At 38.8% G+C, this 15,465-nt stretch carries 13 protein-coding genes; 1 reads left to right on the forward strand and 12 read right to left on the reverse strand.

Translation table 11 applies throughout. The features are described from left to right. Positions 1–16: 16 nt before the first annotated feature. From K5J94_RS06965 to K5J94_RS06995, 7 genes are all read right to left on the reverse strand, one after another. Complete coding sequence (locus tag K5J94_RS06965; protein WP_159545551.1) at positions 17–1,012, reverse strand: ornithine cyclodeaminase family protein; 996 nt, start codon at positions 1,010–1,012, stop codon at positions 17–19. 18 nt (positions 1,013–1,030) lie between these two features. Further along, positions 1,031–1,888, reverse strand: coding sequence for a sulfite exporter TauE/SafE family protein (locus tag K5J94_RS06970; RefSeq protein WP_159564815.1), 858 nt, complete (start codon positions 1,886–1,888; stop codon positions 1,031–1,033). Between the two features lie 12 nt (positions 1,889–1,900). Next, complete coding sequence (locus tag K5J94_RS06975; RefSeq protein ID WP_159561182.1) at positions 1,901–2,686, reverse strand: TrmB family transcriptional regulator; 786 nt, start codon at positions 2,684–2,686, stop codon at positions 1,901–1,903. Between the two features lie 1,038 nt (positions 2,687–3,724). After that, positions 3,725–4,672 (reverse strand): sensor histidine kinase, encoded by a 948-nt coding sequence (locus tag K5J94_RS06980; RefSeq protein ID WP_221912721.1) that lies wholly within the window; start codon positions 4,670–4,672, stop codon positions 3,725–3,727. After that, the gene (locus K5J94_RS06985; protein ID WP_159548200.1) at positions 4,669–5,334 is read right to left on the reverse strand and encodes a response regulator transcription factor; all 666 of its coding nucleotides are present in this window, start codon (positions 5,332–5,334) and stop codon (positions 4,669–4,671) included. Before K5J94_RS06985 ends, K5J94_RS06980 begins: the two co-directional genes overlap by 4 nt. A 42-nt stretch (positions 5,335–5,376) precedes the next feature. Beyond that, on the reverse strand, positions 5,377–7,332 hold the full coding sequence (locus K5J94_RS06990) for an FtsX-like permease family protein (RefSeq protein ID WP_221912724.1): 1,956 nt from the start codon (positions 7,330–7,332) through the stop codon (positions 5,377–5,379). Between the two features lies 1 nt (position 7,333). Further along, a complete protein-coding gene (locus tag K5J94_RS06995) occupies positions 7,334–8,089 on the reverse strand; it encodes an ABC transporter ATP-binding protein (protein WP_221913803.1) in 756 nt (251 codons plus the stop codon). Positions 8,090–8,304: 215 nt separating this feature from the next. Here K5J94_RS06995 and K5J94_RS07000 point away from each other — a divergent pair, with 215 nt between their 5' ends. Next, complete coding sequence (locus K5J94_RS07000; protein ID WP_159564821.1) at positions 8,305–8,790, forward strand: PASTA domain-containing protein; 486 nt, start codon at positions 8,305–8,307, stop codon at positions 8,788–8,790. Between the two features lie 156 nt (positions 8,791–8,946). Here the strand turns inward: K5J94_RS07000 and K5J94_RS07005 are convergent, their stop codons facing one another. The 5 genes from K5J94_RS07005 to topA form a co-directional block, all read right to left on the reverse strand. Further along, positions 8,947–9,795, reverse strand: coding sequence for a MetQ/NlpA family ABC transporter substrate-binding protein (locus K5J94_RS07005; RefSeq protein ID WP_221912726.1), 849 nt, complete (start codon positions 9,793–9,795; stop codon positions 8,947–8,949). A 148-nt stretch (positions 9,796–9,943) separates the two neighbouring features. Continuing rightward, the gene (gene trmFO / locus K5J94_RS07010) at positions 9,944–11,278 is read right to left on the reverse strand and encodes a methylenetetrahydrofolate--tRNA-(uracil(54)-C(5))-methyltransferase (FADH(2)-oxidizing) TrmFO (protein WP_159548204.1); all 1,335 of its coding nucleotides are present in this window, start codon (positions 11,276–11,278) and stop codon (positions 9,944–9,946) included. Between the two features lie 146 nt (positions 11,279–11,424). Further along, on the reverse strand, positions 11,425–12,141 hold the full coding sequence (locus tag K5J94_RS07015; RefSeq protein WP_221912728.1) for a DUF3307 domain-containing protein: 717 nt from the start codon (positions 12,139–12,141) through the stop codon (positions 11,425–11,427). Continuing rightward, on the reverse strand, positions 12,141–12,800 hold the full coding sequence (locus K5J94_RS07020; protein ID WP_159565074.1) for a SatD family protein: 660 nt from the start codon (positions 12,798–12,800) through the stop codon (positions 12,141–12,143). The genes K5J94_RS07015 and K5J94_RS07020 overlap by 1 nt, the downstream gene beginning before the upstream one ends. Before the next feature lie 504 nt (positions 12,801–13,304). Then, positions 13,305–15,440 (reverse strand): type I DNA topoisomerase, encoded by a 2,136-nt coding sequence (gene topA / locus K5J94_RS07025; protein WP_159565056.1) that lies wholly within the window; start codon positions 15,438–15,440, stop codon positions 13,305–13,307. Positions 15,441–15,465: the final 25 nt, after the last annotated feature.

Below are 15,465 nucleotides of genomic sequence, written 5' to 3' on the forward strand. Positions count from 1 at the left end.
GCTTTTTTATGTTCTCTTATAAATCAAAGTTTGTTCCAATACCAAGTGCTTGGGCTTTTTCAATAATCATTTGGGCAGTTACAGTGTCTAAGACTGCTGATCCCACACTCTTAAAGACAGTAATATCTTTTGGATTTTGGCGGCCTGGGATTTTACCAAGTAAGAAATCACCAAGTTCTCCAGTATAATCCTCTTCTTTCAGCAAGCCTTGCTTAAGTGGCGCTTGAATGTCACCAGCTTCTGCTAGAACACCATCATTAGTGTCAAAGATAACGGCGTCTGCTTTAACTAATAAATCGCTTGGTAATTCAAGCATTTCAGGAGTGTAAGCTCCGATACCATTGACATGAGCACCTTCTTTAATGTCAGCAGCATCAAACGTGTTAACTTTCGATGTGGTGACGGTAGTGACAAGATCAGCGCCACTAACAGCTTCCTTGGCTGTTGCAACCGCATAAATTTTGGTCGCAAAGGTTTCATTAACATCTTTAGCTAATTCTTTAGCAAAGCTTTGAGCCCGATCAAAATCAATATCAAAAACACGTAATTCATCCAAATGACGAGCAGTCATCATGGCAATAGCTTGTTGGTAGCCTTGTCCACCTGTTCCGATTAAACCAGCAATTTTTGCATCTGGGTTAGCTAGTTCTTCAGTAGCTGCTCCCTGAATAGCTGCGGTGCGAAGCTGTGTTAAATAAGTGCCGTCTAAAATAGCCGAAACAATTCCAGTTTCAGGATTTAAGGAAACCATGGTCGCAGGGACAGATGGTAGGCCCTTGTTAATGTTATCTGGGTAAACAGAGACAATCTTCACCCCAAGTGAGCTTTTTTCGCCTTCTGTTACAGCCGGCATATAAAGGCTTTGGCCATTGTAGTCAGTCACATCTAGATTGGTACGAAGAGGTACCTTGCTTTGACCTGCTGAGTAGAGGCGAACAGATTGCTTTGCAGCTTTAATGGCATCAGCCATTGAGAAGCATTGTTGAATATCGGATTTTGTTAAAATAAGCATAGGATCTCCTTGTTCTGGTTAGTTTTTCTTTAGCATTCCATAGGCACTGTAAAGTAAAATGAAGGCTACAACCCATTGTAAAATGGAGGTGTTCAAGTTGCTGACAAGAAAGACTGCACACAATACTCCTAAAACACCAAAGGTTGATGTGAAAAGAGTAATTTTACGACTGTATTCACCTGATTTAATAAACTGTACACTACCAACAGGTACAGAGAAGGTTGCCGCACCCATCATAATTGGGAAGGAAACAGCTGGATTTAAGCCGAGTAGATAAACTGTTATCATTGTTAACGCATAAGAGCCAATACCAATATTATTTAAAGCCCCAAAGATTGCTAAAGCAATTGCGGCAATCACTAATTTGCCGCCAGTTAAAGCACTAGCATTACCACCACCTGGTAACCAGCCGAATTTCCCACCAAAAATAATCAGTGCTGCAATAATCATCCCAATCCCAATAGAGAGTTTTAATTTCTCAGCTGGTAATTTCACGGCAAATTTAGCACCAAAATAAGAACCAATCATTTGGCTGACAATACAAACAACTAGGGTAACAATGCTAACCTTGATATTAGTAATATAAGCTAATGCCATAACCGCAACAGGAATCGTACACTGTGTATTTAAGGTTCCTGGCAATTTTTTGACACTGGTCCAGTTTAGCTTAGGATATAAGCTAGTACTGATGGCAAAGTCAGAAATTCCGACAGTTGATAAGAAAAAGATAATTGCACTTGAAAATGGCAAAGCCGCTGTGCTTGCTTCTTCTGCCATCACTTCTTTGCGGTGGGTCAGAAGATCTTTGATTAAAATAAATGCAAAATAAGCATTCATGGCAACAATCAGTAGTAAGAGAAGATTTTTAAACGTCATGGTAAGTCTCCATTAATATATTTTCCGAATTTTTTCAAACGCCTTGCCATAGGCTTTGCGTAATTCTAAATCATGCTCACGAATGATTTTAAGAGTATAGGCGTCATGCTTGACATATTCCTTGGCTAATAAGCGCATAGCCATATTATGTGTCCAAATCACATCACAGGTAGTATTTAATGTTCCAAATAAGACCAATCGATCATCACAAATCAGGTTAATCCAGCGGCCACCCATATCCTCTAACTTTTCAATTTCAAAACCATGGGCGTAAAAACGCTTAAAAGGAAGATCGTAATGGCCATCTTCACTGAAAAGGACACAGACGAATTCTTCTAAACGCTTTTCGGCTGCACATAGGGCATCGATGATTTGTGGTGATAGACAATCATCCCAGATTTGGATGTAGAGGCTTTCATTGGCATGTTCAATCATATAAAGCATTTTATGGCGAATTGCTTCTTCGTTATCTAACTGCCATAGTAAGGCGTCATCTTCTTTTTCTTTAATCTGTGATAGATGGTCATCAAGAAATTGAATATCACTTAAAGTTGTTTGCTTTAGCATGCTGACAAACTCTTCAGGTGAAATGGCGGAGTAGTTTTTTGGTTCACTTTTATTAACCAGAACGACACCTTTTTTAACTAAGGTTTCTAAAATGTTATAAACCTTAGATCTAGGCACACCAGATTTTTTACTAACCTCATAACCTGTCATTGAGCCGTTTTCCACTAAGCTCAAGTAGATATTGGTTTCTGCTTCTGTATAGCCGAACTGCTTCATTTTATTAACCAGCATTCTACACCTCTTATAAAATTTTAGTAGCTACTTTCAGTAACTACTATATTCCTGCAAAGAACGTTTGTCAATAGTTTTTTGTGAATTTTTTAACATTTGTTTTGAATGATAACTCTGTTCCCTAAAAGATGACTTTAGACCTGTTTCATCGTCATTTTGAGAGTTTTTTAGTAAAACTATGTCCACAGCTCAGTGCAATCGAGTAGGGACTAATTTCTAGTCCCTCTCACACCACCGTGCGTGCCGTTCGGCACACGGCGGTTCAACTAAACTTCTGCGAGAACTCTGCGTGTTCCCACATCTATCTGTATCAGATTTCGTTCTGCCGGTGCCGTCCTATATTTATGATCAGCCTCTTTCGACATACGTTTCGCGAGTGCCGTCGTTTCAGACCAGGTGATAGGGCAGACAAAATTATTTAGATAGAGAATCATTTAATCGTTCGGTCCTTCGCTGCGTTTCCATTACAGAAACTTCATCACTACTATGACCTCGGCTGACTTCTCATGAGTCGTTGTTACTACGTCTTTTTGACGCTCATGAGACCTCACGGGATAAGTCGTACATCTTTCCTCGTTTACTCTCGTGATTTACGCCTATAGGTTACGACTACCTTTTTGGACTTTAGAGTTTTGGGCCCCCTCATCCTCTATATACGCCTTTATATCACGTTTCTATTCGTAGAGCCACGATTTCGCTATCCCTTCCTCTCCCCGCTATCTCACGATAGTCAGGCTTGGGAGTCGCTATTGGGTTCACCGGTAGCGGGTGCCCACGAAGGACTTTCACCTCAGATGTACGACATGCCCGTCGTACTCAAAAAAGCAAGGCTAAGCTGGCCTTGCTACCCATAATAGATCAAATCTTAAGAGTGAGAATAGTCTTTTTATTTTTTACATAATTATAGTTATGTAATTATTCTAGTTCCTCACTAATTTTTGTAGTAAGTAATTGATAAAAAAGCAAGAATAAATTAAGCTATCTTACACTTCTACTTCGTGTTTCTTTTTCTGCCTTCTTACCTCTTTTTATTGTGAGTTATGGATTAGGAAAAATGGTTACAACAGTTCCTTGATCCGGAATACTGTCTACAGTTATCCTCAATTCCAGCTGGTTTAAAATGTGTTTGGTCATATAGAGTCCTAGACCAGATGCCTTTTGGTGTTCGTGGCCGTTAAAGCCAGTAAAGCCATCTTCAAAAAGTCTGGGCAGGTCTTCTTTTAGTATTCCGATACCTTTATCTGATATTTCAATACTGCACCTACTTATAGAGACTTTTATACTTCCGTTTTGCTTTGAATACTTGATGGCGTTATCCAGCAATTGCCCCAAGGCAAACTGTAACCACTTGCGATCACTGGTGATATACCAATCGCCTTCTATGCTTACAGCAATATTTTTTTGAATGCAGGTATAGCGCATTTCCTTAAAAAGTGCCTTAACTAAACTGCTCACATAAAACTGTTCAAAGCGAAAATCATCGTGATGCTGTTTAAATTTAAGAAAATTCAGGAGCTGATTAAGAGCATTATCCATTTTTGCGAGTTGATAATGAAATTCTTGCTGATCTATTTCCCTAGATTGTTCCATTAGCGACAAAGCAGCAATGGGCAGCTTCATCTGGTGCACCCACATTTTAATCATGGCTTCGATGTTGGACTTGCTCTCCGTGGATTCTTCTAGATTTTTTCTCATCTTTGCAAACTGTTGGTCAAAGCGCGAGCGATAAGCCAAATCCAAGGGGAAAAGAGAGGTTGTCGTTGCTTGCTGCTCGGGCTGTAAAAGTTCAATGGCTTCTATTCTAGCTTTGAACTGGCCATATTTCCCCATACTAAAGAGCACTAAAATAGACAAGGTCACCATACTTGCAACTACTAAATCATACATGGGAAGGTGAAACAGATAAAAAACCAAGGTATTGCCGGCAATCAAAAGTAAATATTGACTATACCAAAAGCGGTATTCCTTCAAAAAAGCTCGTATCATTGCAACAAATATCCTACTCCTCTTACAGTGTGAATCGCTTCAAAACCCAATTCCAGTAGTTTTTTACGTAAGCGTGTCATATTAACATTGAGTGTATTTTGATCAATATAATGCTCATCTTCCCATAAGGTCATCAATATCTCTTCTTTAGTCACAATCTTTTCTTGGTTAGAAAATAGCAGCGCTAAAATTTTGTGTTCCGTGGGAGATAGACGTAGACTAGAACCTTGATAACTCAGAGTTCCATCGAAATGTAGTGAATAATCTTTAAATTGCAGATCTTTCTGCGTGAATACCTGAAAGCGCCGCAAAAAAGCCGCAATCTTGGCATCCAGTATTGTTAGAGAAAAGGGCTTAGTGACATAATCATCCCCACCCATGTTAAGTGCCATAACAGTATCCATCTCATCATTTGAACTAGAAATAAAAATTATAGGCACAGTCAAGTGTTTGCGAATTTCAGTTGTCCAGTAAAATCCATTAAAAAAAGGAAGAGTAATATCCATCAATATCAGATCGGGATGATAAGCTAAGGCCTCTTCTTTGACATCACGATAATTAGAAACCTGACAAACTGTATAGGTCTTAGACAAATGCTTGGTCAAAAGAGCAAGAATGGTCGGATCATCCTCCACAAGATAAATTTTAGCTTTTTGTATCATACTTGTATCATAACAAAAAAGTAACGAAAAATCGCTACTTTTCTACCTTTCTATAATTCTATAATAGGTTTTGCTGGTGAACTTATAAATGAAATAATAAAGAACAACAATGACAGTAATGGTTGCTAGACTAACTGTATAAATCAAACCATTATTTTGTACCCCAAAAATAAGCAAGAGTTGTTTTAGCATCACAAGAGCAACACTGAAATGCAAGCTTGCCATAGCAATTGGCATAAAGAAAACAATGATGATTTGGGAATTGATTGTTTGTTTGATTTGCTGCATGCTCATGCCGACTTCTTGAAGGATTTTATAGGATTTTTTATCCTGTAAGCCTTCTGAATACTGTTTATAATAAATGATTAAGGCTGCTCCAAGGATAAAGGCCGTTCCCAATAAGAAACCGGTGAAGAGAAAACCACCAAAGAAAGCATATATATCATTTAAGAAACCTGTTTTTGTTTCATAGACAGCTATCGTGTGCTTACCATCTGTAACCATTCCTTCTTTATCTCCCAAGGTTTTTAAGTCTTTTTGAGTAAGGTTGAGCTGCGCCTCAAAGGATTCACTTGTTTTAAGAGGTGTTATATTATTATAACGCTGAAGTAAATCGTTCAAGACTTGCTGGTTTTTTACCACCATGACAGCTGGATTATAGGTATTAGTAGCATCAGGTAGGGAATTTTTGGAGATGTGTTTACTTACCTGTAACGTTTTTCCAAGGAAGTTAATCTCTTGAATATTGGTGATGTTTTTTTGCCGATAAAGAGCAATCTGATTTTCTTGTAAGTGAAGAGTCTTATTCCCTAAAGCTTGATAGGTCTTTTCAGTGATAATATAAGTATAGGCAAGTTTTTTGACTGATGGCTTTAGAATATCTTGGGCGGTAACAGTAACCTTTGCCTTTTCATCAAGGGGTAAACCAAGCATGATTTGTCGGTAGGTCAGAGCCTGAGACGAAGCAAGATGTAAGGGTTCTAGCACAAACTGCTGAAAATCCCTTTGGGCTTGCTCTGGCTTATCAGCTATCAGCATAAACTTAGTATTTTTATAAAAGAGATCTGAGACCATTTGTTGGCTATTAGTATACAGGGCTACCGTTGTTGCTACCGAAACAAAGGCCATCACCGCAAGCAGGGTGATATTGGCTAGTCCTACCGCATTTTGTTTCATCCGAAAAATCATTTGGGAGGTTGCAATGAAATGCTGAGGCTGATAGTAATAGGATTTATTATTTTTTTTGCGTTTCAAATACCAGGTTATAAAAGAGATATAAAACAAATAAGTGCCAATGATCACCAAAAGGACAGCAATAAAGAAACGATAAAGAACGACCAGTGCTACTACCTTATGCGAGGTAATGGATAAACCATAACCTCCACCGATGGCCAATAAGGATAAACAAGCCAATAAAACGTTGCCTTTAGGTTCCTTCTCTCCTTGACTTTGATTGTGGAACAAACCAAGTGATGACGATTTATAAATGCTAAATAGTCCCACTAAAAAGAGAAGAGCAAATTGTACTAAACCAATTATTGCCGTGTAGACAAAGGCCGCCGGGTTAATCTCTAATTGTAACTGATGATAATGTGTTAAATTAGCAAAGACTAAATAAAAGAAATGAGAAAAGACAAAAGTTAAGAGGGAGCCGCCGACAACTACAATGGTAAAGAGAAAAAAGAGTTCAAGGGACGACACAATCGAAATCTGACCCTTGGTCATACCTAAAATATTATATAAACCAAATTCTTGCTGGCGCTGCTTAAGCAGGAATTGGTAGGAATAGATTTCCATAATTGTTGAAAATAGGCCCAGAACGACTAATGCCAAAAATAATACAACGCCGCCTGATGCTAGTGTTTTCATGACGGGACTTAGCATCAAAATAATCACAATGCCATTTAAAAGAAACAAGATGACACTAGCTAAGAGAAAGGGGGCTACAACTGCTTTTGAATGCCTTAAATTGTGCCAAGCAAATTTTGGGTAAAACATCTTACTGACCTCCTCCTAATAGACTTGCCATTGTCAAGGAAATGTCTTTACTAAAGTCTGCATTGGTTTTATTGCCACGATACATTTGATGAAAAATACGCCCGTCTTTAATAAACAATACCCGTTTAGCATGGCTAGCAGCATTGGCTGAGTGGGTAACCATCAAAATCGTTTGTCCATCAAGGTTAATGTCTTCAAATAGCGTTAGCAATTCTTCTGAATGACGATAGTCTAGAGCAGCTGTTGGCTCATCAGCCAATAGGATCTGGGGCTCATTCATCAAACTTCTTGCAATAGCAACCCGTTGTTTTTGACCGCCTGAAATTTCAAACGGACGCTTTCCCAGCAGATCTTCAATCCTTAATTTATTAGCTAAACGACCTAGCTTACTGTTCATTTCCTGATAGGATTTACGATCCAAAACAAGCGGTAAAAAAATATTATCTTTCACCGATAAGGTATCTAGCAGATTAAAATCTTGGAAAACAAAGCCTAGATTCTGCAAGCGAAACTTAGCTAAATCCCCTTCTTTAATTTTAGTAATATCTTGGTTATTTAAGAGCACCGAACCTTGACTGGGTTTTTCTAAAGTAGCTAAAATATTTAAGAGCGTGGTCTTTCCAGAGCCAGATTCCCCCATGATAGCAATAAATTCCCCTTTTTCAACTTTAAAATCAATATCCTTAAGAGCATGGGTCTCTTCTTTGGAAAAGCGAGTTCGGTAAACTTTTTTTAAGTGCTCAATTTCTAATAACATCATAACTTCTCCTAATATCATATTATACGATTTTTATAAGACAAATGGTATGCCACTAACAGGCTTCCTTTGACACTTTCTATTTTATAGGAAAATCGCTGCAGCAATCTTACAGAACAAGGGTGATAGACTTACAAATTTGTAAGGTTATCATTCTAGCTTTGGTTAATCTTCTGATATAATAATAAAAAGAATAGTCAATTGAGGAGATTATCATGGCCAAATCAAAAAAACGCTTGCGCCTCTTGGGTGCAGTCAGCAAGGTATTTACTTTAATTCCCGATACAACAGAATTAATAGGAAAAGGGATAGATAACACGCGTCCCATTGTTGAAAAGTATATGGACCAACGTCTGGAAAAGCAACGAGGTATGCGAAACTTAGATAACGTTATTAACCTCCCCTTAGGTCAAGCCAAACAACACCTTGAAAGTTTAGGGTTTGTTGTAGCCGCAATACCAGCAAAACCAGCGAAACACTATCGAAACGCTGAGTTAGAGGAAGTCGTTGCTATGTCCCCTAAACAGGGCAAGCAGGCACTTGGCTCCTTAGTCAAACTGTATTACATTACAAGTGAAGGCCGCCAAAAAAGCCAAGCTTTGTTTGACCAAGAAACCTTAAAAAATATTGAACGCAATCAAAAAATAGCTGATACCTTTAATCAGTTAAAAGATATTCCCCTTCCTTTTAAACGTAAGTAGACAGTAAATGCTATAAAAAAGTCAACTCTATTTACATAAGCAACAAAGCAACCTCTAAAAGAGTAAGGCCAAGGCCAATCTTTTTTAGAGGTTGCTTTGTTATTGCCATTGTTCGTGGATGAACCATGAATATGCTTTTTAGATGACCTAACCCTTTTACCAAACAGGTTGATCCAAGCCTTTAGACGTTTTTTTAATTACTTTTTTTACTGCATCGGTATGATAGGCTTTAACCACTTCTTTAATGGCTTTTGCCTTGTCAGAATCTTGCCAGCCTTTTTGGGCGACTAAGAGATTATACCATTGCTTGGCGTTAGCACTCTTAGGCTCCACAAAAATAGCTGAGCGAGGATTAATACCGGCTTCTGTGACAAAGTCATTATTAATAATAGCAGCATAGGCTGAATGTAACGTCCTAGCTGTCTGTGCTGCATCAACTTCTTTTAAGACGATGTCTTTTTTATTAGTCGTAATATCTGAAATCGAAGCCAGAGTGTCACCTGAGACACTTAAAGTTAGCAGACCAGCTGATTGCAAAAGGTAGAGTGAACGACTCTCATTGACCGTATCATTTGGAATCGCAATGGTCGCCTTATTTGGAATTTGTGATACCGACGTATATTTGTCCTTACCATTCTTTGTTCCTGAATACAATCTAAAAGAGGTGAAATAGGTTTCTGCTACTGGTACAAAATTGGTTTTATGAGCCTTATTCCAGTTATTTAAGTAATTATAGTGTTGAAAGGCATTTATATCGATTTCCTTACTGCCTAAAGCTTTATTGGGTTGAGTATAGTCGGTGAATTCAGTAAACTTTAAGGTAATTCCTTTTTTCTTGAGAATGGCTTCGACCTTATCCCATCTCGCTTTTTCTGACTTACTTTTAGCCATGGTCCCCACACGGACAATTTTACTTTGGTCCTGCTTTTTGTGACCACATGCTCCTAATACTAAAACGGATGCCAGTAGACATCCTGTTAGTGCTACTCTTTTTTTTAGTTTCATAACGATTCCTACCTTATATACTATTCATTGATCAACTAATATTAGTGTACCAAAAACCAGGCAAGTCCAAAAATAGCTATTTTTAATTTTATTATATAGTTAACAACTATAAGAAGAAAGGTTCTTATTCAGAACCTTTCTTCTTATATTAATAAGCCCGATAGGCTTCTAAATCATTCAAAGCACGCTCAGCAATAGCCTCATAGCGTTCCTTCTTATCACGAATGCGTGGTCCTTCCAGCGCTTTAATGATGCCAAAATTAACATTCATTGGCTGGAAATGCTTACTATCAGTATGCGTAATATAGTGCGGCAAAGCTCCAATTGCTGTTGTTTCAGGAAAAACAATCTCGCTTTCATGCTTAAAACGACGCGCTGCATTGATACCAGCTACTAAACCACTGGCTGCTGACTCGACATAACCTTCTACCCCTGTCATTTGCCCGGCAAAGAACAGGTTAGGATTTTGCCGACTAGCAAACGTTGGTGTCAATAAATTTGGCGAATCCATATAAGAATTGCGATGCATAACACCATAACGCACAAACTCTGCATTTTCTAGTCCGGGAATCATACGAAACACTCGTTTTTGTTCACCCCATTTTAGATGGGTCTGAAAACCAACCATATTATATAGAGAACCTGCAGCATTATCTTGGCGTAATTGGACTACCGCATAGGGTGTTTTAAAGTCACCATCACGAGGCCCACGATAATCATCTGGATACTCTAAACCAACCGGCTTCATTGGACCATAAAGCATCGTTTTAATCCCACGTTTAGCCATTACTTCAATGGGCATGCAACCTTCAAAATATTTTTCCTTTTCAAAAGCATTCAGCGGGGCTTCCTCAGCTGACGTCAAGGCATCATGAAAAGCCATAAATTCTTCCTTGGTCATAGGACAGTTTAAATAAGCCGCTTCGCCCTTATCGTAACGAGACTTAAGGTAAACTTTATCCATATCAATGGTACTTTTATCAACAATCGGCGCTGCCGCATCGTAGAAATAAAAACCCTCATTGCCATTAAGTGCGTGGATCTTGGCTGCTAAGCTATCGCTAGTTAATGGACCAGTAGCAATCACAGTAATAGCATCATCTGGAATTTCAGTTATTTCCTCACGCACAATCGTGATTAAGGGATGATTCGTCAATTCTGCTGTTACACCTTGGGAGTAACCTTCTCGGTCAACAGCCATAGCGCCTCCAGCAGGTACGCGGTGAGCCTCACCATTTCGCATAATAATGGAATCAAGACGACGCATTTCTTCTTTGAGCAGGCCAACAGCATTGGTCAAAGAATCACCACGAAAAGAATTAGAGCAGACCAATTCTGCAAACTGCGTTGTTTTATGCTGAGGAGTTGCTTTGACTCCGCGCATTTCATAAAGTTTAACTGGAATGCCACGTTTGGCGATTTGGTAGGCTGCTTCAGAACCAGCCAAACCGGCACCAATAACATTAATGTAAGATTGAGACATGAACTAATACCTCTTTGGGAGTTAAACAACTGTCAAACAACAGATAAAATCTAACTCCCTCAAATCTTTCTATTTTAGATAGTGTTATTATAGCAGAAATTTGCGAAGGCTGTGCACAGATGTTTTTTTACATAAATATAGTTATGTTATATCAAAGTTACACAGGCTGCAAAAAAGACGCCTAGCATACTAAACAAAGAACCAATTAAATAATATTCTGCAAAGGAAGGGTTCTCTGAAATTTTATTGTATCTGGCAATTGATTTTGCCGTAAAAACCAGCCCTATAGTGGCATATTGCCCTAAAAATAGGCAGATTCCAATCATCATTCGCTCAAGATTACCAATCGTCGCACCAGCCCCAGCAATCGTTTCTTCCCTAGTGTAATGAAGGGGTTGATACTTATCAAACCAGATCTTAAAAGCAATATTGGTCGGCTTGGTGATAAGCACCAGAAACAAAATCAGGTTAAGCAAATACAATTGGAAAATCATAGGGCGACTACTTATTTCCCGCAAATAAGAGCTTAGGAAGATAATAATCGCTAAATGTAAGCCCTGATCAATGGTAAAAGCTAGCCTTGGTGAGAGCTTTGCCCACTGCATCACTCTTGGCTTACTAAAATCAATGAGACCATGACTTATTATAATAAGCAGAGTGATCAGCCAAGTCTGGGGCTGCCAGAGGCTTAGAGCTACCAATGGTAAGGCGACAATAAGGATGTGCTTACCCAGAGCCGCTAACTGAGTGCCCTTTTTATCAGCAAGGTGTTGGCTTTGCCATTGAAAATCAGAAAGAAAATGACAAATGAAATAACATGTTAGCAGGGGATGTGTCCCCAAATACTGCGAAATACTAATCATTATGGGTCCACTCCTTTTGGAATTAGGTTTTGGGCTTGATGGCGAGTTCTAAGATAGACTTTTAAATTACTACTTTTTAGGCGTTTGGATAAGGCGCTAGGCTGTAAATGTAAGGCTCGACCTAAATCCTGTTGATTAAAATGTTCACTATAGTCCTTATGCTCCAGCAGTTGCACTAAGAGTTCTTCTTGACTAGATCGCCAGTTGGACTTAATGGCCTCACCAGCTGCAAGCAAGGTGTTGATGGTCTCATAAACGTCCTTTTCCTCTCCACTGATACGTACTTGTGTGTTGCCATAGTCGTTTTTTTGGTGGATATATTGAATGGCGCGTCGCGCGTGCCAGTATGCTGGACCATCGGCACCCAGACTGATGCTACTATTAATGGTGGTTAAAATGTCGCCAACGCCAATGCCATAACGTATGGTAACGGGGGCTAAATATCGGTTTAATTGGTCAATAATCTCAAAAATGGGAACTTCTCGCACAAAAAGAGCCTGAAATTCATCCCCTAATGTCACAGTAAAAGGTGACACCAACCACTGGGTGTAATCCTTATTAAGTCTTTCTAAGGTTTGGATAAGAGCTGCTTGAAACTGCTGTCGGTTGGCCAACTGCTTCGAAGCGACAATATCTGCAATAAGAGCAATAAACATAATCTCTACCTCACAAAGTCCATTATAACAGACAAATCAAGAAAAGTCTATTATAACAGATAAAATCGTGAAAGGCCGTTATAACAGACAAAACCTTTGAAGTCCTTTATAACAGACTTTTTCAGTGGTCTACTTTAGATAAGATAGATTTATTAACCTCTGCGGAGCATTTTCTAAAACTGGCCAAGAACGATCCAATCAATTCATTTCATTGACTCACTAAGCAAGTTAGTTTGAGCTTACTCAGGCGGACAAAATGGGTTTACTTCTCAACTAATCTTAAAGGGAACAATGACTACTTTTTTGCATGTGAATAGTTGACAGCTGGCAACTTTCAAAAGCTAAGACTGCTGCTATTAGATCTTCAGTTTACTAATCAAAAAGATTGAAGAATTACCCTTAAAAAGTCCTTCTTCAATCTGGGTGACTTGGATGATGGCGACTTTGCAGATAAATCGTTTGCTTGTAATGTTTTTACTCCATGTTGCTGTAATGAGGTGAGAGGTTTTACTTAATCTTAGCCTCCTGATAATCACAAGCTTCATTACTACAAACAACCTGCTTGCCGCCACCGCGAATTTTCTTTTCCACTAAATAGTCTCCAGATTTTGGACAGTTGCGCCCTACTGGAAGATCCCATGAGGTGAATTCACATTCTGGATAGCGATCACAACCATAAAAAATACGATTTCGTTTTGTCTTACGCTCAATAACTTGTCCCTTATGGCATAGCGGACAGGTTACCCCGATTTCCTTTGTAATGGCTTTGGTATTATGGCACTCGGGAAAATTACTACAAGCATAAAATTTACCATAACGACCAAGTTTAATAACCATTGGATGACCACAGACATCACAGTCAAAACCTGCTGGCTCATCTTTGATGGTTATTTTTTCCATTTCTTCTTCGGCTACGGACAATTCCTTGGTAAATGGTTGATAGAATTGATCAATAATTTCTTGCCACTTCACTTTACCAAGTTCTACCTGATCAAGTTGGGCTTCCATCTCTGCTGTAAAAGTGACATCAACAATATTTGGAAAAAATTCGGTGATCAGTTTATTCACAATTTCACCCAACTCCGTGGGTTCAAACCGCTTAGCAGCCAACTTCACATAGTAACGTTTTTGAATAACTTCTAGTGTCGGTGCATAAGTAGACGGCCGTCCGACACCATTTTCTTCTAGTGTTTTTATGAGACTTGCTTCAGAAAAGCGTGCTGGTGGCTGAGTAAAGTGCTGCTCTGGTGTGGTCAGAATTTTTTTGACCTCATCGCCAACAGCCATTTCAGGCAGAACCTTGTTTTTATCGGAATCATTGTAAACGGCCATATAACCGTTAAATTTAATTTGGCTGCCATTAGCCACAAACATAACTTTATTTTGCTCGAGGGTAACTTTGACTGTATCAAAAACAGCTGCTGTCATCTGACTTGCAACAAAGCGATTCCAAATAAGGGTATAGAGCTTTAGTTGATCTTTGTTTAAATACCTAGCAATAGCATCTGGTGTAAGCTTAACACTTGAGGGACGAATCGCTTCATGGGCATCTTGAGCACTGTTAGAATTTTTAACGCGATTGCTATGCCTAGAGTATTGTTCACCAAACCGCTCATTAATAAAGGCGGCAGCCTCATTTTGGGCGACTGGGCTAATCCGAGTAGAATCGGTACGCATATAGGTTATCAAACCTTGTGTCCCATTGTTTCCTAAGCTGATACCTTCGTATAATTGCTGAGCAACCATCATCGTTTTTCGTGTTCGAAAATTAATTTTGTTAGCAGCATCCTGTTGTAGTGACGAAGTTGTATAAGGCAGGGGTGCATTGCGCCGACGTTCTTTTTTCTCAACAGAAGTGACATCAAATATGTCTGAATGCAGCCGACTTAAAATAGCTTTAACCTCATCATTGGAGGTTAATTTTTGTTTTTTTCCGTCAACTCCATAGAAATTAGCTTGAAACTTCTTATTGCCTTTTTTAAACTGACCATCAATTGTCCAATATTCTTCTGGTTTAAAGGCTTTAATCTCATTTTCACGATCTATAATGAGCTTGAGAGCTACGGATTGGACACGACCAGCTGATAAGCCTTTTTTTACTTTTTTCCATAGGATTGGTGATATGGAGTAACCAACAATTCGATCCAGCACGCGCCTGGCTTGTTGCGAATCCACTAAATCCATATCAATTTTGCGTGGCTCTTTAAAAGCATTTTTTACTGCATCTTTTGTAATCTCATTGAAAACAACCCGATTATCATCATCTTCTGCTAATCCCAAAATATGTGATAGGTGCCAAGAAATCGCTTCACCTTCTCGGTCCGGGTCACTGGCAAGATATACTTTTTTAGCATTTTTAGCTTCTTTTTTTAAAGAATTGATTAGTGGTCCTTTACCTCGAATGTTGATATATTCTGGCTTATAATTATCCTCAAAGTCAATTGACATTGATGATTTTTTTAGATCACGAATATGTCCAACAGAAGCTACAACCTTATACTGTCGTCCTAAATACTTTTCAATTGTTTTTGCCTTAGCAGGCGATTCAACGATAACTAAATTTTTCTTTGTAGTGGTACTTTTCTTCTTTGCGGTTGCTTTTTTTGCGGTTGTTTTAGTCTTCCTTGTTTTTGTTGTAACCAATCAGATACACTTCCTATTACATTTT

This window comes from Streptococcus halichoeri (assembly GCF_019774635.1).
GTDB classification, from domain to species: domain Bacteria; phylum Bacillota; class Bacilli; order Lactobacillales; family Streptococcaceae; genus Streptococcus; species Streptococcus halichoeri.

Excerpts from the sequence above, each read along its gene's own strand:
- K5J94_RS06965 (WP_159545551.1), bottom strand. The coding sequence starts at position 1,012 with ATGCTTATTTTAACAAAATCCGATATTCAACAATGCTTCTCAATGGCT.
- K5J94_RS06970 (WP_159564815.1), bottom strand. The coding sequence starts at position 1,888 with ATGACGTTTAAAAATCTTCTCTTACTACTGATTGTTGCCATGAATGCT.
- K5J94_RS06975 (WP_159561182.1), bottom strand. The coding sequence starts at position 2,686 with ATGCTGGTTAATAAAATGAAGCAGTTCGGCTATACAGAAGCAGAAACC.
- K5J94_RS06980 (WP_221912721.1), bottom strand. The coding sequence starts at position 4,672 with ATGATACGAGCTTTTTTGAAGGAATACCGCTTTTGGTATAGTCAATAT.
- K5J94_RS06985 (WP_159548200.1), bottom strand. The coding sequence starts at position 5,334 with ATGATACAAAAAGCTAAAATTTATCTTGTGGAGGATGATCCGACCATT.
- K5J94_RS06990 (WP_221912724.1), bottom strand. The coding sequence starts at position 7,332 with ATGTTTTACCCAAAATTTGCTTGGCACAATTTAAGGCATTCAAAAGCA.
- K5J94_RS06995 (WP_221913803.1), bottom strand. The coding sequence starts at position 8,089 with ATGTTATTAGAAATTGAGCACTTAAAAAAAGTTTACCGAACTCGCTTT.
- K5J94_RS07000 (WP_159564821.1), top strand. The coding sequence starts at position 8,305 with ATGGCCAAATCAAAAAAACGCTTGCGCCTCTTGGGTGCAGTCAGCAAG.
- K5J94_RS07005 (WP_221912726.1), bottom strand. The coding sequence starts at position 9,795 with ATGAAACTAAAAAAAAGAGTAGCACTAACAGGATGTCTACTGGCATCC.
- trmFO (WP_159548204.1), bottom strand. The coding sequence starts at position 11,278 with ATGTCTCAATCTTACATTAATGTTATTGGTGCCGGTTTGGCTGGTTCT.
- K5J94_RS07015 (WP_221912728.1), bottom strand. The coding sequence starts at position 12,141 with ATGATTAGTATTTCGCAGTATTTGGGGACACATCCCCTGCTAACATGT.